Below are 18,447 nucleotides of genomic sequence, written 5' to 3'. Positions count from 1 at the left end.
TGCTACGCTGTTTCTGGCGGTCAACTTCCTGATGACATAAATGCCTGGGCCATGGCAAAAATGCTGTGATACTGTTCTTTAGTCGTCTATTTATTGATTTTAATCAGCAAGGACAGGCCATTAATTCGGCACATTTTCATCCTTCTTATTTTATTAATTTTTTCTACCTCAGGGCATAGGATACAGGGGAAATCATGCTTACGTTTATCGAACTCCTTATTGGGGTCGTCGTCATTGTCGGTGTAGCCCGCTACATCATTAAAGGGTACTCAGCCACGGGCGTTTTATTTGTTGGCGGCTTAACACTCCTGATTGTCAGCGCATTAATGGGGCATCAGGTATTACCTGCCAGCGCAGCCAGCACGGGTTTTACCGCCACGGATATTGTTGAATATATTAAAATACTGCTCATGAGCCGTGGCGGCGATCTCGGTATGATGATCATGATGCTGTGCGGTTTTGCCGCCTACATGACCCATATCGGCGCTAATGACATGGTGGTTAAGCTTGCCTCGAAACCCCTGCAGTATATTAACTCCCCGTATTTGTTAATGGTTGCCGCCTATTTCCTCGCCTGTCTGATGTCGCTGGCCGTTTCATCGGCCACCGGTCTTGGCGTACTGTTAATGGCCACGCTGTTCCCGGTGATGGTGAACGTGGGCATCAGCCGCGGTGCAGCGGCAGCCATTTGCGCATCACCGGCCGCCATTATTCTTTCCCCAACCTCTGGCGACGTTGTGCTGGCCGCCAAAGCAGCCGAGATGTCGCTGATCGACTTCGCCTTTAAGACCACGCTGCCGATCTCGATTGTCGCCATTGTGGGAATGGGGGTCGCGCATTTTTTCTGGCAGCGCTATCTCGATAAAAAAGAGAACATCAGCCATGAGATGATGGATGTCAGCGAAATCACCACCACCGCTCCAGCGTTCTACGCCATTCTGCCGTTCACACCGATTATCGGCGTGCTGATTTTTGACGGCAAATGGGGTCCACAGCTGCACATTATTACTATTCTGGTCATCTGTATGCTGCTGGCTGCCGTGCTGGAATTCGTGCGCGGTTTCAACACGCAAAAAGTCTTCTCCGGCCTGGAAGTGGCGTATCGTGGAATGGCGGATGCCTTCGCGGGCGTGGTGATGCTGTTGGTTGCGGCAGGCGTGTTTGCCCAGGGTCTGAGCACTATTGGCTTTATCCAGAGCCTGATCTCCATCGCCACGTCGTTCGGCTCAGCCAGTATTATCCTGATGCTGGTGCTGGTCGTTCTGACCATGCTGGCGGCGATGACCACCGGTTCTGGTAACGCGCCGTTTTACGCTTTCGTTGAGATGATCCCTAAGCTGGCTCACTCCTCTGGCATCAACCCGGCTTACCTGTCTATTCCGATGCTTCAGGCCTCAAACCTGGGTCGCACCATCTCTCCTGTTTCAGGCGTGGTCGTTGCGGTTGCCGGTATGGCAAAAATCTCTCCGTTTGAGGTCGTCAAACGCACGTCAGTCCCGGTGCTGGTTGGCCTGATCATCGTCATTATTGCTACCGAAGTGCTGGTTCCCGGCGCTGCCTAAGTAAAATTCCTGATTTCCAAAAAGCGCCTGCTGGCGCTTTTTGTGCTTTAATAACTCCCAAAAATTAATCGAGCACAACCAATCAGGAAATCACATGTTCAGGAAGGATATCGTTATCTCGTCTGGCGCAGTTGCGCTTGCACTCAGTGTCTTCTCCGCACAGGCAGAACCGCTCAACGCTACGCAATATGGCGATTTCGATCGCTATGTACTGGCGCTGTCCTGGCAAACCGGGTTTTGTCAAAGCATGGTTGAGCGTAACCGCAATGAACCGGATGAATGTCGTCTGCAAAAAGAGAGCGAAAATAAAGCCGATTTTCTGACCGTCCACGGGTTATGGCCTGGTCTGCCGAAATCGATAGCGGCACGAGGCGTGGATGAACGTCGATGGATGCGATTTGGTTGTGCCACGCGTCCCATCCCGAATATGCCGGAAGCAAAGGCCAGCCGCAAATGTGCTGCTGCCGAAACCGGGCTGTCGCTTTCCGGTGCGGCAAAACTTAACGAGGTGATGCCGGGCGCGGGCGGAAACTCCTGCCTGGAACGGTACGAATACGCCAAGCATGGCGTCTGTTTTGGTTTTGATCCCGATGCCTATTTCGGCACCATGGTGAGAATGAATCAGGAAATGAAAAACAGTGCCGTCGGTCAATTCCTCGCGGCTAACTACGGTAAAGCCGTCAGTCGTCGTGATTTTGACAACGCCATTGCCAAAAGCTGGGGCAAAGAAAACATCAAAGCCTTTAAGCTGACCTGCAATGGCAACCCGGCCTATCTCACTGAGATGCAGATTTCGCTGAAAGCAGACACCATTAACCAACCGCTTTCCGCAACGTCCTTTGCCCCGCAGCCACATCCTGGTAACTGCGGAAAACAATTTGTCATTGATAAAGCCGGTTATTGACCCACCACCGGGCGCACCATATCGAACCGGTGTTCATCACTGATCCCATAGTACGCCGTCGGCCCACCCGCTCGCAGGATGGGCTGCGCTTTCGCCGTCTGGTATATCCCCTCTTCCAGTAGCGTTTCCGCTATATGGATCCCCACCACTTCACCCAGCACCAGCCAGGTATCAACCGGGGTGCCATCGGCTCCGGTAAGCTGAATGCACTGAGAAAGGCGGCACTCAAAATTGACCGGGCTTTCCGCCACACGAGGAGCACTCACCAGTTGGCTTGCGGCGGGGGTTAATCCTGCAAAGGTAAATTCATCCCGATCGTGAGGAAGCGTAGCCGAGGTTTGATTCATGGCATGTGCCAGATCGCGCGTCGCCAGATTCCAGACAAACTCCTTTGTCTCGTGAATATTTCGCACGCTGTCTTTCCAGCCGTTGCTGGAAAAGCCGATGATCGGCGGGCGATAGTTAAAACAGTTAAAGAAGCTATACGGCGCGAGATTCAACTGACCGGCCCGATCGCAAGAGGAGATCCAGCCAATCGGACGGGGACCAATAATGGCGTTCAGCGGGTCATGCGGCAGGCCGTGCCCCTGAGACGGTTGATAGAAGTACATAGTGCTCTCTCGTTGATGGGGCAGACACGCATAATGCTTCGCGCAACACCCGGGTTCAGGATACTCAGCGTAACGCAATCCGCCTGGAATTAAGACTGAATAAATTTCAGCGAAAATTCATATGGGACATGAATGTGACCTTCATCACTTCAAACTTGAGCGTTCAGCCAGTATCATCGGGTAAGTTAAACCCTCGCTGCCAGACGGCGAGGGTTTTCTTTTGGATTGGTTTCTGCGTTAGACGCAGCATTAACGACATGGAGTAAAAAATGTCCAGACCCACCATTATCATCAATGAACTCGACGCAGAACGTATCGACCGATTGCTGGAAAAAGCCGAATTCGCCTCACTTCCGGTGGCCGATGCCCTGAATGAGGAACTCGACCGCGCGCAGATGTGCACACCTGAGTCAATGCCGCATGACGTGGTCACCATGAACAGCCGGGTAAAATTCCGCAACCTGACCACCGGTGAAGAGCTGACCCGCACGCTGGTTTACCCGGCTCAGATGACTGACAGCAGCGCGCAGCTTTCGGTTCTTGCCCCTGTCGGCGCCGCACTGCTGGGACTGCGCACAGGAGATACCATCCACTGGGATTTACCGGGCGGGGCCTCCACTCATCTGGAAGTGCTGGAACTGCTCTACCAGCCAGAAGCTGCGGGCGATTACCTGCGTTAATCCCTTCTGAACAAGCGCCCACTCGCTTTGCACAGAGGATGCACCCGCATCCTCTTTCCGCAAATTCACCTGATTTTCCTATATCACCCTTATTCCCCTTAATACACGCTTAATCTGTTTTGGTGCCGTGGGGACGGTCATGGGTGAGATAGTGGTTATCACATTCATTTTTTTACTTTTTGTGGCCATCATCGTCTCGGCTGTGCTTTACCTTGAACGCCACTGGTGAACGCTCACGTCACCGCTCTGCCCCGCACGCTGCGCAATGATTTTTTTCGCGGCATCACGATCGTCATCAAAATTGACGGAGTGATTACAGAATCCATAACTATTTTGTGGTTGAATGATTTCAGCGTTTATAAACAAGGAGAAACGGGTATGTATCAGAGAATCATTATGCCGGTTGATGTTTTTGAAATGGAACTGAGTGACAAAGCAGTGCGTCACGCGGAATTTCTCGCACAGCAGGACGGTATTATTCACCTTTTACATGTCTTGCCGGGCTCCGCCAGCCTGAGTCTGCACCGCTTTGCCGCCGATGTGCGTCGCTTCGAAGAGCACTTACAGCACGAAGCCGAGACGCGCCTGCAAACCATGGTCGGGCATTTCAGCATCGACCCGTCGCGCATCAAAACCCACGTCCGGTTCGGTAGCGTACGCGATGCCGTCAATGAACTGGCCGCGGAGCTGAATGCAGACGTAGTGGTGATCGGTTCACGCAATCCTTCCATCACCACTCACCTGCTAGGGTCAAACGCCTCCAGCGTGATCCGCCATACCCACATTCCGGTGATGGTGGTTCGTTAACTGCCCATAAAAAACCCCGCTTGCGCGGGGTTTTGTTTATCAGTACAGATGACCAATATTGACGATGGTACTGACGGTATCACCGAAGAAGGTCAGGCGGCTGAGTACCACGCCCACCAGCAGGATAACAAATACGGCTTTCTGCATCGGATGGCGCCTTAGCGACAACGTGAACCCCACGACGCAGCACAGCAGGCAGCCCAGATAGAGCGGCGAGCTTAACCAGGCGTGAGCGGTCATTTTCATGATGGTGCCGCCGCTGAGCCAGAGTACCGGTGCGGCAATCAGCAGCGCCATCAGGGCGATAATGCCCTGACGCAGTGCGACAGCTGACGCTTTCATCCCGAGCAGCGGTGTAGCTGCACAGCCCAACACCCAGACGGTGGCAAAGAACAGCATCATGGTGATGCCGTTGGCAATGGCCTGCATCGCCGGCGCGGCGTAGGTCATCCCCTGCACCACCACCAGCAGTATCCCGAACAGGGACGCCAGCAGCGCTGCGCCTTTGTTGCCTTTCGTAAGAAAAGCCAGGCCAATTGTGCCGCCATACAGCGTCGCGCCGAGAATCTCACGGCTCAGCCAGGCATGTTTCAGGTTGATTAACGCATTATAAGCGTGTTCCGGGTGCGCCAGATGCAATACCGCGGCGATGGAGGCAACCCCCAGGATCAGCCCCGTGATCAGCCAGTGAAGACGGTTGCCCTGCACTTCGCCACGCAGCGTGCGCCAGCTCAACAGGAGCGTCATCCCAACGGACATCTGGCTCAGCACGGTAAAAATCACCAACGGCAGTTCGTACTTTTCCATTATTTGTCCCCCGGCTGTTTCGGCTGGCGTGCCAGAATGAAGCGCGTACCCGGATTAAGCTGCGGCATTTTTGGGAAGCCCGGCGGATACTGCACGGCATTATTTGGCAGCGGATCGGCATCCAGATCGATCAGGGTCAGCGCCCCAACCGGACAGGCGTTAACGCAGGCAGGATTCAAGCCGATATCCAGACGCTCATAGCACATGCTGCACTTCTCGGCCTTCTGCGTTTCCTCATTGAAGCGCGGAGCGCCATACGGACAATTGCGGATACAGTTTTTACAGCCGATGCAGCGCTCAGGGTTATGCACCACCACGCCATCATCACGTTTGGTGTAGGCTTCCACCGGGCACGCCGCCAGACAAGCGGGGTTTTCACAGTGGTTACAGGCCAGCGAAAAGAACGCACGCTCCTCATGCGGGTAAATTTCTTTATCCAGCGGGTAGACATAGCGCCAGAAACGTTCGGGTTCGAGCTGGTTGAAGCTCTTACAGGCCATGGCGCATCCGCGGCAACCAATACATTTATCACTGTTCACTAAAAATGCGCGTCTCATGCGTCCGCTCCTTCATTGGCAATGAGGACAATATCGACAAACTGATCGTGAATAGCCGCGCCCGGTGCACCGGTGGCCATTTTACCCATATCGGCCGGGGTATCTTTCACCACGTTCTGCACGTTATAGCTGAGCTTGTTGAACCAGGATTCGTACATGACCAGGAAATCTTCCGGTACATTGGTGGTGACTTTGGCACGCAGTTGAACCTCGCCGATCTCGTTGAATACCCGCACTGTCGCCAGGTCTCGGATCCCCTTTTTCTTCGCAGCAACCGGGTGGATATAGACAAAGGGCTCCGGCCAGAAGACCTGCATCCAGTCAAGGTTAACGAACTGCGAATGCAGGCCGTACTGCAGGTGCGGCGTAAAGAGCTGGAACGGCAGTTTACCTTCTGCGGCTGGCAGATATTCCGGCAGTGCTTTATGGCCGTTCTCTTCGCAGCGCGCGGATAAAAACTCATACTTGCCTGACGGCGTTTTGAACTTCCGATCGTGCCAGGCTGCGCTGCTCGGCATTTTGGCCTTCACCGGCCCCTTCAGCAGATCGTCCCAGGAGCTGATGCCAAACTGCTTCGCCAGCCCGTCGTTGAATTCCAGATCCAGCCATTTTTTCTGGTCAACATCCTGTGGGAAGGTGCAAGAGCCCGGTTCCATTTTGTTGATGGTACGGGAGAGCAACACGGCAATATCCAGGTCGCTCTTGCATTCGTACATCGGCTTGATGGCAGGTTCGTTTACCGTCAGCCAGTAGTGCCAGTAAGACGAAGAGGCGCTCCAGTGCTCGAAGGTGGTGGTGACAGGCAGAACGATATCCGCGTGCTGAACCGTCTCGTTAAAGAACTGATCCACGCACACCACCATTTCCAGCTTGTCGAACGCTTTTTTCATCTTGTTGCGGTCGAAGTCCTGGGCAAACGGGTTCTTACAGGCCACCCACAGCATGCGGATAGGGGGATCGTTGGCGTCCAGAATGCTTTGCGCAGTCTGGTTCAGGTTGAGCGCGCGGTCAGAGTACTTGCGCTTTTCGCCGCTATCGCTGACAAACTCGCCCACCGGGCCTGATGCCCCTTCCATCCCTACAGAACCCACCGGGGGTGTCTGCGTCATTGCGTGGTAGTTATAGCCCCAGGTCTGCAGATGGCCGTAGCGAGCGCCACCGCCTTCTACGCCGATATTGCCGGTCATGGCGACAAAGGCATCAATCGCACGCACGTTCGCGCCGCCGTTCACGTGGCGCTGCATACCGTAACCAATCCAGACGGTGGAAGGCTTAACCGCCGTGAACTCCTCGGCAAGCTGGCGAATCACATCCGGCGCCAGACCACAAATTTCCGATGCCCACTCTACCGTGATGTTGTTGAGCAAGTACTGCTCAAACTCCGGATACCCGTGCGCGAAATGATTGACGAACTCCTGGTCCACGCGGCCGGTGTCCACCAGATGGCGCGCCATACCCAGCGCCAGCGCACCGTCTGAACCTGAACGCACGCGCAGATAGAGGTCGGCTTTCGCGGCAGTTTGCGAGAACAGCGGATCGATAACTACCACTTTCGCCCCTTTCTCGCGGGCCTGATAGATGTACTTCATGGTGTGCATGGAGCACCAGGCCGGGTTCGCCCCCCAGAGGATAATGTATTTGGCTTTAACCAGATCTTCCGGGTCGTTACACCACATGTCGCCCATGTCGTAGTGCTGTGCGTCAATGCCCGCAGGCCAGCACGGCGTACCGGCAAAACGCGTGGTGTAGCCGAGCGAGGACATCATCCCCTCCACGGCATAGCTCATCACCCCCAGGTTGCCGGAATATTTGGTCAGCGCCAGGCCAAGCAGGGAGCCATCTTTCTTTTTGATCTCCAGCATCTTGCTGGCGATCCGCTGCATGGCCTCATCCCAGGAGATGCGTCGCCATTTGCCGCTGCCGCGTCCGTCCTGAATCATCGGGTATTTTATACGGTCCGGCGAGTAGACCCGGCGCGGGTAGGTCAGCCCTTTCACGCACGGCGCACCGTGGGTAAAGGTGGATTCGCTTGCCCCCTCGACGAAGGTAATCACGTCATCTTTCACCCACGTTTTTAAGCTGCAGGTGTCATAGCAGTTACGCGGACAGGCGTTACGGAAGATTTTGTAGGTTTTCGGGTTAAACGGAATGGGCGGTTGTGCCATGGCACATCGGGAGGATAATAATCCGCCGGGTAATGCGGCGACGGTACCTAGCGCAATCAGTCCTTTTAAAAAGGAGCGCCGGTTAAGCTGCCCTTTATCAATAGTCATAATATTACTCTCGTTTTTAATTCATCAAACCAATTAGTCAGTAGCACGGCGAGGCATTTAATTACGGCTGTTTTCGCACAATCCTTTATTTTTGCGATAAATGCCGGGAGCCATAATTCGAGATGCGCGCGGACAAAACGGGTAAGTGCTTCATGATATTGCGGTGAATGTCTGGCATGCACTAATAGCATTACGGCCAGTTCAATTTCATAGCTGATATGGTCGTCGGGGACGCTATTTTCCGCGGTAACGGACAGCCCAATGCTCTGCAGGAATTCGCGCACGCTCAGCGTTGTCGCCCCCATTAGCAGAGGCTCGTCGTCCAGATAAACCGAGGCATAAGGTGGCGCCAGCAGCGTCGCCGGGCCGACAAACAGCACATTGAAGTCATACTCGACGTTTAACGCCTCATCCTGCGGCCAGGACTCACTCTCAGGGAAAAAATAGCGTAACGAGGCGCATCGCGAGGTCATATCCGCCGCGTTGAAGAAATCACGAAACATCAACCCATTTATTTCAAAGGGTGTTAACGCCTCATATATTGAAGGTGTGAATATATCTTTATCATTCATGTTAAATATAAATATTTATCAACAGAAAACGACGAGATATTATCAGCAGGCTTATTAATTTCTTTGATCGAAGCAGGTAGTTAACGCATGAAGCGTTCAATCACGACAATAATTGAGAATAAAAAAAACCAATAAAAAAGCCACCCCATGATGAGGTGGCTACTGCAGGTATCGTCTTACTTTTTTTTATGCGGTTTTGGTGCGAATCAGATAGTCAAACGAACTCAGGGACGCTTTCGCACCTTCGCCCGTGGCAATGATGATCTGTTTGTACGGCACGGTCGTACAGTCACCTGCGGCGAAGACGCCTTTTACGCTGGTTTCACATTTCGCATCAATGATGATCTCGCCCATACGGTTGCGCTCAATCGCGCCTTCCAGCCAGGTGGTGTTTGGCAGCAGACCAATCTGCACGAAAATCCCCGAAAGCTGAACGCTGTGCACGTCGCCGCTGATGCGGTCACGGTATTCCAGGCCGGTCACTTTGCTGCCGTCGCCCTTCACTTCCGTGGTCTGCGCGTTCAGGATGATGTCGACGTTTTTCAGGCTGCGAACTTTATCCTGCAGAACCTGGTCGGCCTTCATCTCTGGCGCGAACTCCAGCAGGGTCACATGTTCCACAATCCCCGCCAGGTCGATAGCCGCTTCCACGCCGGAGTTACCGCCGCCGATCACCGCTACGCGTTTACCTTTAAACAGCGGACCGTCACAGTGCGGGCAGTAGGTCACACCTTTGGTGCGGTACTGATCTTCACCCGGAACGTTCATGTTGCGCCATTTCGCGCCGGTGGCAATGATAATGCTACGCGCTTTCAGCACCGCGCCGGATGCCGTTTCAATCTGGTGTAAACCGCCTTCGACCGCAGCAGGAACCAGCTTGCTGGCGCTCTGGCTGTCGATGACATCCACGTCATAGTCGCTGACGTGCGCTTTAAGTGCGCCAGCCAGTTTCTGGCCTTCGGTTTTCGGCACGGAAATGTAGTTTTCGATGTCCACGGTATCCAGTACCTGGCCGCCAAAGCGTTCACCCATCAGACCGGTACGGATCCCTTTACGCGCGGAGTAAACCGCCGCTGCCGCGCCCGCCGGGCCGGAACCGACGATCAGCACATCGTAGGCATCACGTTTGTTCAGCGCTTCTGCTGCGCGTTTTTCTGCGCCGGTATCCACTTTGGCAACAATTTCCGTCAGCGTCATGCGGCCCTGACCAAACTCCTGACCATTCAGATAGACCGCCGGCACGCCCATTACGTTACGCTCGGTGATCTCATTCTGGAACGTACCGCCGTCAATCGCCGTGTGTTTAATGCGCGGGTTCAGCACCGACATCAGGTTCAGCGCCTGCACCACGTCCGGGCAGTTGTGACAGGAGAGTGAGTAATAGGTTTCAAACTCGAAATCACCGTCGATGTCGCGGATCTGCTCCAGCAGGGCCTGCGCTTCTTTAGACGGATGCCCACCGGTCCACAGCAGCGCCAGCACCAGTGAGGTAAATTCATGCCCCAGCGGAGAGCCGGCAAAGCGCGGCCCCTGATCAGAACCCGGGTTGGCGATCAGGAAAGAAGGCTTACGGACTGCAAGCGTATTGTCTTCTTTGAAGGTCACTTTCGGTGACAGTTCAGCGATCTCTGCCAGCAGTTCCTTGATCTCTGCCGATTTCGCGCTGTCATCCAGCGTGGCAATCAGCTCAACAGGTTTGGTCAGTTTCTCAAGGTAGGCCTTGAGCTGGGTTTTCATATTCGCGTCGAGCATTGTTCTTCCCTCTCTTAAGACGTCATCATGCAAGCTGCCTTATAGGGGCGGCCTGAATGCAACTTGCATCATGGTGCTAATGAAATGGGCGCGGGCGCGCCCATGGATTGCCGGGTGGCACTTCGTTTACCCGGCCTACGATACTGTAGGCCTGTGCAAACGCGGCGCCGCCAGGCTTTGCAGACTTAGATCTTGCCGACCAGGTCTAAAGATGGAGCCAGCGTCGCTTCGCCTTCTTTCCATTTCGCCGGGCACACTTCGCCTGGGTGGGAAGCCACGTACTGAGCGGCTTTCACTTTACGCAGCAGGTCAGACGCATCACGGCCGATACCTTCAGCGGTAACTTCGATAGCCTGGATAATGCCCTGCGGGTCAACAACGAAGGTCGCACGGTCGGCCAGACCTTCATCTTCACGCATATTGTCGAAGTTACGGGTCAGGGCGCCAGTCGGGTCGCCGATCATCGCGTATTTAATTTTCGCGATGGTTTCAGAGCTGCTGTGCCACGCTTTGTGGGTGAAGTGGGTATCGGTAGAGACAGAGTAAACGTCTACGCCCAGCTTCTGCAGTTCTTCATAGTGGTCAGCCACGTCACCCAGTTCGGTCGGGCAAACGAAGGTAAAGTCAGCCGGATAGAAGAAGAACACGCTCCAGCGACCTTCAGTATCTTTCTCAGTGACTTCAATGAACTCACCGTTTTTGAACGCCTGGTTTTTGAAAGGTTTAATTTTGGTATTAATCAAAGACATCTGTACTTCCTCCGTGTTTTCGTTGAGATGTAAGGTAACTAACTTTGCTCATCGGGGCTAATGCGTTTGCTTTATCAAATCAATCAGCCATACCTAACAACATCAACAAGACAGTAAGGTGAACCTTTTAAAGGAAACGCCAAAAGTAAAAAGGCCGCCTCTACGGGCGGCCCTTTTACCTGAATTCCCCGCAGGTACATTCAGTGCCAGCTTAAGCTGGCGTTGCGTTGCGCTCTACGCCCTTAACATCAAGGTGGTAACAGCCGTTTAATTACACCATCCGTGCCAGGCTTGAGCAATCCACGGGAGAGGCATTCCTGCCTATGGCTGTGATAGGCAGTTTCGAACATAATGACGGGGCGTTATAAATTAATTTTTATTATAAAAATAACTCAATATATAAATGACAATTGTCAATTAAAGTGCCTCTTAGTGAGATAAAATTATCTTAATCATCTTTGAAGTACTATTTTAATAATCTGACGTCGTGATATATTAAGACGCGTTTAATTTAAAATTAAGAGAGTTAACCGAAAGGATTGTAAATGGTTAACTTCAAACTATAGTTATCAGTGATGTGATAACTCATGCAAACACGACATCATCAGGACGACACATGGCAAATCTCTACGATCTTAAAAAATTTGATCTCAACCTGCTAGTCATTTTTGAATGTATCTATCAACATTTGAGTATCAGTAAAGCGGCTGAGACGCTCTATATTACTCCCTCAGCAGTGAGTCAGTCATTGCAGCGTCTGCGCGGACAACTCAACGATCCCTTGTTTATTCGTTCAGGTAAGGGCATCACCCCCACTACGGTTGGCGTCAACCTTCATCATCATCTTGAACAAAACCTCAATCAGCTTGAGCAAACCATCAATATGATGCACAGCAACGGGTTGAAGAAGAGCTTTGTCATTTACGGTCCGCAGTTTATGACGCCTAAAATCATGCTGGATCCGATGAAAATCCTGATCGAGAAGTATAACTATCAGGTTGAGCTGCATGATGTCTTCCTTGCCCCGGACTCAGCAGAAGACCTGCTGGCATACCGAAAAGCGGACCTTGTCTTCTCTTTCGCCCCGCTGAATAGCCGTTCAACGGCCTGCTGCTTGTTCCAGCAGATGTCTTTTACGCTGGTTTGCCGTCAGGATCACCCCCGTCTGGGTTTACAGGCGACGCGTGACGAAATTCTTCAGGAAAAATTTACGGCCTACCTGAGTGATGAGTTGAGCGTGAAGAATTTTCAGGAGCATACTGAGCAACTGCTTCCCGAACGAAATATCCTGTTCCGCAGCGACTCCTTTATCTCACTGCTGTCGATGATAGGCAATTCCGAACTGATTGGATTAGCCCCTACGCCAGCCTTTGAGCAGTATGGCCCGGCATTAAATCTCCGTAAGATTGAGACTGACATTACCTTCCCGACAGTCCCGGTTTATATGATGTACAATCGCTCAGCACTGAATAATGCTTCCTTCTCCAATTTTATTGATGACTTAAACTTACCCCAATAATTATAACTGACTGTTTACAGCAGTCAGTTACTTTTAATGCATTCACAAGTGAAATGTATTTAGCGTAATTATATGATTAATTTTTACCTATAATTATCTTCTTTCTAAGAGTATCATCCCCATTATTCATGCGCCATCTGATCATTATCACTCAGTAATGGATTGATATGTCACTTTACAAATTTCCATTGAATCAAAACGTAGTCGATGCCACGCAAGAGCGAATAAAATGGACCCTGGAGAATTTATCCAGGGTGTGTGTCTCTTTTTCAGGGGGAAAAGATTCCACCGTCATGTTACATCTGACGGCATTATGCGCCCGTAAAATGAAACGCAAAATAGACGTTCTCTTTATAGACTGGGAAGCGCAATTTACTTACACCATTAATCATGTCGAACATATGCGCGCCTTATACAGCGATGTCATCGATCGTTTCTGGTGGGTCGCGCTTCCCCTGACCACGCAAAATTCCCTGTCGCAATTCCAGCCAGAGTGGCAATGCTGGGAACCCAATACCGAGTGGGTACGGCAACCGCCTGACGATGCCATAACAGATCCCGCCTTTTTCCCCTTTTACCAGGGGGGAATGTCTTTTGAGACCTTTGTGCGCAGTTTCTCGGACTGGTTCTCTCTCAACCGCCCGGCCGCCGTCATGGTCGGGATACGCGCCGATGAGTCATACAACCGTTTTCTGGCTATCGCATCAGCGCGTAAACAACGCTTTGCCGATGATAAACCCTGGACGACCGTCGCCCCGGGTGGGCATGCCTGGTATATCTATCCTCTCTACGACTGGAAAACCGCGGATATCTGGACCTGGTTTGCAAAAACCGGCAATAGCTATAACACACTTTATGACCTTATGTATCAGGCCGGCGTACCACCGCGCTATATGCGCATCTGCGAACCTTTTGGCCCGGAACAGCGTCAGGGCTTATGGCTCTATCATGTTGTAGAGCCCGAACGCTGGGCGACCATGTGCGCACGTGTCAGCGGCGCGCGCAGCGGCGGAATTTACGCCGGGCACGACAACCATTTTTACGGTCACCGCAAAATACTCAAGCCGGACCATCTTTGCTGGCGGGAATATGCCCTGCTGCTTCTCGACAGCATGCCGCAGAATACGGCCGAGCATTACCGCAATAAAATCGCCATATATCTGCACTGGTACCAGAAGAGGGGCATGGAGGATATTCCCGATACCCAGGAGGGCGATATCGGTGCCAAAGACATCCCTTCATGGCGCCGCGTTTGTAAGGTTTTACTTAATAACGACTACTGGTGCAGAGCGCTGTCTTTCAGCCCAAACAAACCCAAACATTATCAGCGCTACAGCGACAGAGTGAAGGCAAAACGCAAGGAGTGGGGCATTTTATGCGACAAAGAATAATCAACGAAATCGAAACGTACCTTCAGTCACTTCCTGAAGAGGACCAAATTAACGCCATTAATGCCTTTCGCCAGGCACTGCATAAATATAGCCCGTTTAACGATCAACCCATCGACTGCGTATTGTGGATCAAACAGGACGCTATCACGGCTAACGATTACAACCCCAATAATGTGGCCCCACCGGAAAAACGGTTGCTCATTAAGTCGCTGGAACTTGATGGATTCACCCAGCCTATTGTTGTAACAGAAAACGAACCACAACATTATGAAATTGTGGATGGTTTTCATCGTCATGAGATTGGCAAAAGTCGGGCTGCGTTAAAGCGCAAGCTGAAGGGTTACCTGCCTGTCACGTGCCTGCGTCAGGAACGACTCGGTAAATATGACCGCATGGCCTCGACCATCCGACACAACCGCGCACGCGGGCGGCATCAAATCAACGCGATGTCTGAAATCGTTCGAGAACTTGCGCAGCTTGGCTGGAGCAATGAAAGAATTAGCGAAGAGCTCGGTATGGATGGTGACGAGGTGCTGCGTCTCAAACAAATCAACGGCCTGCTGGAACTGTTTACAGACCGTCGTTACTCAGAAGCCTGGACGGTGAAATAATCAGAGCGTGTTCAAACGCTCTGCCGCAGCCAGTAGCGTCGATTCCTGCTTCGCAAAGCAGAGACGAATCAGTTTATGCGGAAAAGGATCGGCGCAGAACACCGACAACGGAATAGCGGCCACGCCGACTTCTTTTGTCAGCCACTGGCAGAAACTGACATCATCCAGATCGGAAATGGCGCTGTAGTCAGCCAGCAGGAAGTACGTCCCCTCGGAAGGCAAAATTTCCAGGCGACTTTGAGCCAGTGCGGTCACAAACAGATCCCGGCGTGCACGGTAAAAATCCGGCAGGTCGCGATAATGCTGTGGTTCATCGCGTAGCATGTCCGCCAGCGCCAGCTGAGCCGGGGTATTCACCGCAAACGTCAGGTACTGGTGTACCTTACGTAACTCAGCGCTGATGGCGGCAGGTGCCACGCAATACCCCACCTTCCAGCCGGTCATATGGTACGTTTTGCCAAATGACGACACGGCCACGGCACGTTCACGAAGCTGCGGATGGGCCAGCACGCTGGCGTGCCCTTCTTTAGTAAAACAGATGTGCTCATACACCTCGTCGCTCAGGACATAAATTTCACGTTCGGCAATGGCCTGCCACAGCGCGGCAAAATCGGCTTTCTGCCACACGCTCGCAGACGGGTTATGGGGCGTATTCAGGATCACCAGCCGCGTTTTATCGCTCAGCAGCGCAGCGAACGCCCGCCAGTCCGGGCGGAAATGCGGCGGCTGCAGCGCCACGCGTTTCACCACGCCGCCAGAGAGTTCAACCGCAGGCGCGTAGCTGTCGTAACTGGGGTCAAAACAGATGACCTCATCGCCCGCGCGCACCAGCGCGGTGATGGCCGCATACAGCGCTTCTGTCGCCCCTGCCGTCACCGTAATGTCGCTATTCGCATCCGGTTTATGGCCATACAATTCCGCCGTTTTATCCGCAATGGCTTCCCGCAGCGCCTGCACGCCCGTCATCGGCGCATACTGATTTGCTCCCTGCGCAACGTGGTACGCCAGTCGTTCCTGCAACCAGGCCGGTCCGTCAAAATCCGGGAATCCCTGAGAGAGATTAATGGCGTTGTGCTGCTGTGCCAGAGCGCTCATCTGCGTAAAGATGGTGGTGCCGAGATTAGGAAGTTTACTCTGAGGAATCAATGCGTTATTACTCATTATGCGGTGCCTGCATGTAATACTTATGTTGCTGCCACTATAACACGATGTTACCATTTGGCAATCAAGACGCTTAGACGTCTATACCATATCAATATTCCTGGTCGAGAGGTAAAAGGCAATGGCAGACAACCTGCAACTCACACAACTTGTCGACGCCTGCCGCTGGATTGGCGCCAAAGGCTGGGCACCCGCCACCGGTGGCAACATGTCTGTCCGACAGGATGAACACCTCTGCTGGTTGAGCGAATCCGGTAAAGACAAAGGCAGCCTGACCACGGCGGATTTTCTGCAGGTCGAGATCGCCACAAACCGTGTGCCGTCAGGCCGCAAGCCGTCGGCAGAGACCGGGCTACACACCCTCATTTATCGCCTGTTCCCCGAGGCCAACGCTGTCCTGCACGTTCACACCGTCAACGCGACGGTGCTGTCACGTCTGGTCAGGGAAACCGAGCTGAACATCAGCGGCTTTGAGATGCAAAAATCGCTTACCGGACAGGCCACCCATCTGGATACCGTCTCCATCCCGGTGTTTGATAATGACCAGGATATCGACGCCCTCGCCTCGCGAATCGCCCATTACGCGCAGGAACGCCCGCTTAATTATGGTTTTCTTCTGCGCGGTCATGGCTTAACCTGCTGGGGACGCGAAGTGGCCGAGGCCCGCCGTCATCTGGAAGGACTGGAATTTCTTTTTGAATGCGAAATGCGTTTACGACAACTGGAGAGAGTATGATTCGCGCAATTGTGACGGATATTGAAGGGACCACCAGCGATATCCGTTTTGTCCACGATGTTTTGTTCCCCTACGCGCGTGAGCGGCTGGCGGCGTTCGTCACCGCGCAGCAGTACGCCGAGCCGGTCAAATCCATTCTGGACAATCTGCGCGATGAAATCGGTAACCCGCACGCCAGCGTCAGCGAGCTTATTGACGCCCTCTTTGCCTTTATGGATGAAGACCGTAAATCCACGGCGCTCAAAGCGCTGCAGGGGATCATCTGGCACGATGGCTACGTGAATGGCGACTTTACCGGCCACCTCTACCCGGACGTCCTGCCTGCGCTGGAAAAATGGAAAGCGCAAGGGATTGATCTCTATGTTTATTCCTCGGGATCGGTCGCCGCACAGAAACTGTTATTTGGCTACAGCGACGAAGGTGATATTACTCATCTGTTCAGCGGCTATTTTGATACCCACATCGGCGCCAAGCGCGAGGTGGCGTCTTACCAGAACATTGCGGCCCAAACGGGCATCGCGCCGTCGCAGATCCTGTTCCTGTCAGATATTCATCAGGAGCTGGACGCGGCTGAACAGGCAGGCTTTCGTACCCTGCAGCTGATTCGCGGCGATGATGACGGGGCAAGCCATCACCATCAGGTCCACCAGTTTGACGAGATAAACCCGGAGCAGATCCCTTCATGAGCGCATTAACTGTCTATTCTGATAAAGACGCCAGTCAACCAAAGTGGCACAGCACCGACGCCGCCGAGATCGCCCGGCAGCTCAACGCCAAAGGCGTACGTTTTGAACGCTGGGACGCGGACCGCGATTTAGGTCAGGATCCCGCCCCGGAGGCGGTGATTGAGGTTTACCAGCATGCGATCGACAAACTGGTGGCAGAGAAAGGTTATCAGAGCTGGGACGTCATCAGCCTGCGGGCCGATAACCCACAAAAAGACGCGCTGCGCGCAAAGTTCCTGAACGAACATACTCACGGCGAAGATGAAGTGCGCTTCTTCGTGGAAGGCGCGGGATTGTTCTGCCTGCACATTGGCGATGAGGTTTATCAGGTGCTGTGCGAGAAAAACGACCTGATCTCCGTACCCGCGGGTACGCCGCACTGGTTTGATATGGGTTCAGAGCCGAACTTTACCGCGATCCGTATTTTTGATAACCCGGAAGGCTGGGTTGCGCAGTTTACCGGTGATGCGATCGCGGATGCGTATCCACGTCTGGCATAATCTTTTCTCCCTCTCCCTGTGGAAGAGGGTTGGGGTGAGGGCTTAACGCGCACTACGCGTTAAGCCCTTTCACATACCCCACCAGCTGATCCAGCACAATCCCCCACCCTTCGTGGAAGCCCATCTGTTCATGCTGCTCGCGGATTTCCTTCGTCGGGTGGCGCGCAATTGCCGTATAGCGGGTTTTGCCCTCGCCCACCTCCTCCAGCAGCAAAATCGCCGTCATAAACGGCTTCTCGGCCGGTTTCCAGCCTTCCGTATAACCGTCGGTAAAGACCAGTTTTTTTCCCGGGTCGATTTCAAGAAACACACCCCGGTTATCCATCCGCTGTCCGTCCACCTCAAATACGGTATTGAACCGACCGCCCACGCGCAGGTCGAGGTCGCATTCGGTCACTTTATGGGGAGCAGGAATGAAGAAGTTTTTGATGTGCTCGGGCGTGGTCCAGCAGAGCCACAGCAGGTCGCGCGGTGCATCCACCACGCGCTCCAGTTTTAAGTCAGTATCAGGATCAAGCGTCACGATATCG

Annotated in this window: 20 protein-coding genes; 11 read left to right on the top strand and 9 right to left on the bottom strand. The window is 53.1% G+C overall.

Annotated features, from left to right (window positions below; genetic code table 11):
* Positions 1–194: 194 nt before the first annotated feature.
* Both dcuC and rna read left to right on the top strand, forming a co-directional pair.
* Positions 195–1,562, top strand: a complete 1,368-nt coding sequence (dcuC, locus tag A4308_RS09985; RefSeq protein ID WP_045281616.1) for an anaerobic C4-dicarboxylate transporter DcuC — start codon at positions 195–197, stop codon at positions 1,560–1,562.
* 94 nt (positions 1,563–1,656) lie between these two features.
* Positions 1,657–2,466, top strand: a complete 810-nt coding sequence (gene rna / locus A4308_RS09980) for a ribonuclease I (RefSeq protein ID WP_032637201.1) — start codon at positions 1,657–1,659, stop codon at positions 2,464–2,466.
* Here the strand turns inward: rna and A4308_RS09975 are convergent.
* Positions 2,460–3,077 carry a flavin reductase family protein gene (locus A4308_RS09975; RefSeq protein ID WP_023336911.1) on the bottom strand — a complete coding sequence of 206 codons (618 nt, stop codon included), beginning with the start codon at positions 3,075–3,077 and terminating at the stop codon, positions 2,460–2,462. The two genes, rna and A4308_RS09975, sit on opposite strands and share 7 nt — an antisense overlap.
* Positions 3,078–3,346: 269 nt before the next feature.
* On the opposite strand from A4308_RS09975, the gene rnk reads away from it, so the two are divergent.
* From rnk to uspG, 3 genes are all read left to right on the top strand, one after another.
* Positions 3,347–3,757 carry a nucleoside diphosphate kinase regulator gene (gene rnk, locus A4308_RS09970; RefSeq protein WP_014882981.1) on the top strand — a complete coding sequence of 137 codons (411 nt, stop codon included), beginning with the start codon at positions 3,347–3,349 and terminating at the stop codon, positions 3,755–3,757.
* A 139-nt stretch (positions 3,758–3,896) separates the two neighbouring features.
* A complete protein-coding gene (gene yldA / locus A4308_RS22960) occupies positions 3,897–3,986 on the top strand; it encodes a small membrane protein YldA (protein WP_350028918.1) in 90 nt (29 codons plus the stop codon).
* Between the two features lie 149 nt (positions 3,987–4,135).
* On the top strand, positions 4,136–4,564 hold the full coding sequence (uspG, locus tag A4308_RS09965; RefSeq protein ID WP_014882980.1) for a universal stress protein UspG: 429 nt from the start codon (positions 4,136–4,138) through the stop codon (positions 4,562–4,564).
* A 39-nt stretch (positions 4,565–4,603) separates the two neighbouring features.
* Here uspG and A4308_RS09960 read toward each other — a convergent pair whose 3' ends face one another.
* From A4308_RS09960 to ahpC, 6 genes are all read right to left on the bottom strand, one after another.
* Positions 4,604–5,371, bottom strand: coding sequence for a dimethyl sulfoxide reductase anchor subunit family protein (locus tag A4308_RS09960; protein ID WP_014882979.1), 768 nt, complete (start codon positions 5,369–5,371; stop codon positions 4,604–4,606).
* Positions 5,371–5,928, bottom strand: a complete 558-nt coding sequence (locus A4308_RS09955; RefSeq protein ID WP_014882978.1) for a 4Fe-4S dicluster domain-containing protein — start codon at positions 5,926–5,928, stop codon at positions 5,371–5,373. Before A4308_RS09955 ends, A4308_RS09960 begins: the two co-directional genes overlap by 1 nt.
* Positions 5,925–8,201, bottom strand: a complete 2,277-nt coding sequence (locus A4308_RS09950; RefSeq protein ID WP_045134268.1) for a molybdopterin-dependent oxidoreductase — start codon at positions 8,199–8,201, stop codon at positions 5,925–5,927. Before A4308_RS09950 ends, A4308_RS09955 begins: the two co-directional genes overlap by 4 nt.
* On the bottom strand, positions 8,198–8,773 hold the full coding sequence (locus A4308_RS09945; RefSeq protein WP_045281617.1) for a TorD/DmsD family molecular chaperone: 576 nt from the start codon (positions 8,771–8,773) through the stop codon (positions 8,198–8,200). The genes A4308_RS09950 and A4308_RS09945 overlap by 4 nt, the downstream gene beginning before the upstream one ends.
* A 186-nt stretch (positions 8,774–8,959) precedes the next feature.
* Positions 8,960–10,525, bottom strand: coding sequence for an alkyl hydroperoxide reductase subunit F (gene ahpF, locus A4308_RS09940; RefSeq protein WP_014882975.1), 1,566 nt, complete (start codon positions 10,523–10,525; stop codon positions 8,960–8,962).
* Between the two features lie 185 nt (positions 10,526–10,710).
* A complete protein-coding gene (gene ahpC / locus A4308_RS09935; RefSeq protein WP_014882974.1) occupies positions 10,711–11,274 on the bottom strand; it encodes an alkyl hydroperoxide reductase subunit C in 564 nt (187 codons plus the stop codon).
* A 616-nt stretch (positions 11,275–11,890) separates the two neighbouring features.
* Here ahpC and citR point away from each other — a divergent pair.
* From citR to A4308_RS09920, 3 genes are all read left to right on the top strand, one after another.
* Complete coding sequence (citR, locus tag A4308_RS09930; RefSeq protein WP_063308508.1) at positions 11,891–12,793, top strand: DNA-binding transcriptional repressor CitR; 903 nt, start codon at positions 11,891–11,893, stop codon at positions 12,791–12,793.
* Between the two features lie 167 nt (positions 12,794–12,960).
* Positions 12,961–14,184: a phosphoadenosine phosphosulfate reductase gene (locus A4308_RS09925; protein WP_023332379.1), complete on the top strand. Its 1,224-nt coding sequence runs from the start codon at positions 12,961–12,963 to the stop codon at positions 14,182–14,184.
* Positions 14,169–14,795 carry an IbrB-like domain-containing protein gene (locus A4308_RS09920; RefSeq protein ID WP_045281619.1) on the top strand — a complete coding sequence of 209 codons (627 nt, stop codon included), beginning with the start codon at positions 14,169–14,171 and terminating at the stop codon, positions 14,793–14,795. Before A4308_RS09925 ends, A4308_RS09920 begins: the two co-directional genes overlap by 16 nt.
* Here the strand turns inward: A4308_RS09920 and A4308_RS09915 are convergent, their stop codons facing one another.
* Complete coding sequence (locus A4308_RS09915) at positions 14,796–15,956, bottom strand: pyridoxal phosphate-dependent aminotransferase (protein ID WP_014882970.1); 1,161 nt, start codon at positions 15,954–15,956, stop codon at positions 14,796–14,798. It abuts the gene before it with no gap.
* Positions 15,957–16,077: 121 nt separating this feature from the next.
* On the opposite strand from A4308_RS09915, the gene A4308_RS09910 reads away from it, so the two are divergent.
* From A4308_RS09910 to A4308_RS09900, 3 genes are read left to right on the top strand one after another with little or no spacing between them, the layout of a single operon-like run.
* Complete coding sequence (locus A4308_RS09910; protein WP_045281620.1) at positions 16,078–16,692, top strand: methylthioribulose 1-phosphate dehydratase; 615 nt, start codon at positions 16,078–16,080, stop codon at positions 16,690–16,692.
* Complete coding sequence (mtnC, locus tag A4308_RS09905; protein WP_014882968.1) at positions 16,689–17,378, top strand: acireductone synthase; 690 nt, start codon at positions 16,689–16,691, stop codon at positions 17,376–17,378. The genes A4308_RS09910 and mtnC overlap by 4 nt, the downstream gene beginning before the upstream one ends.
* On the top strand, positions 17,375–17,917 hold the full coding sequence (locus tag A4308_RS09900; protein ID WP_045281621.1) for a 1,2-dihydroxy-3-keto-5-methylthiopentene dioxygenase: 543 nt from the start codon (positions 17,375–17,377) through the stop codon (positions 17,915–17,917). The genes mtnC and A4308_RS09900 overlap by 4 nt, the downstream gene beginning before the upstream one ends.
* Positions 17,918–17,969: 52 nt before the next feature.
* On the opposite strand, the gene A4308_RS09895 is transcribed toward A4308_RS09900, so the two are convergent.
* Positions 17,970–18,440, bottom strand: coding sequence for an SRPBCC family protein (locus A4308_RS09895; RefSeq protein ID WP_014882966.1), 471 nt, complete (start codon positions 18,438–18,440; stop codon positions 17,970–17,972).
* Positions 18,441–18,447 lie beyond the last annotated feature (7 nt).

This window comes from Enterobacter sp. ODB01, from assembly GCF_001623605.1.
GTDB classification, from domain to species: Bacteria; Pseudomonadota; Gammaproteobacteria; order Enterobacterales; family Enterobacteriaceae; genus Enterobacter; species Enterobacter kobei.
The sequence above is the reverse complement of the archived record's forward strand: the minus strand, read 5'-3'. Positions and strand labels throughout refer to the sequence as shown.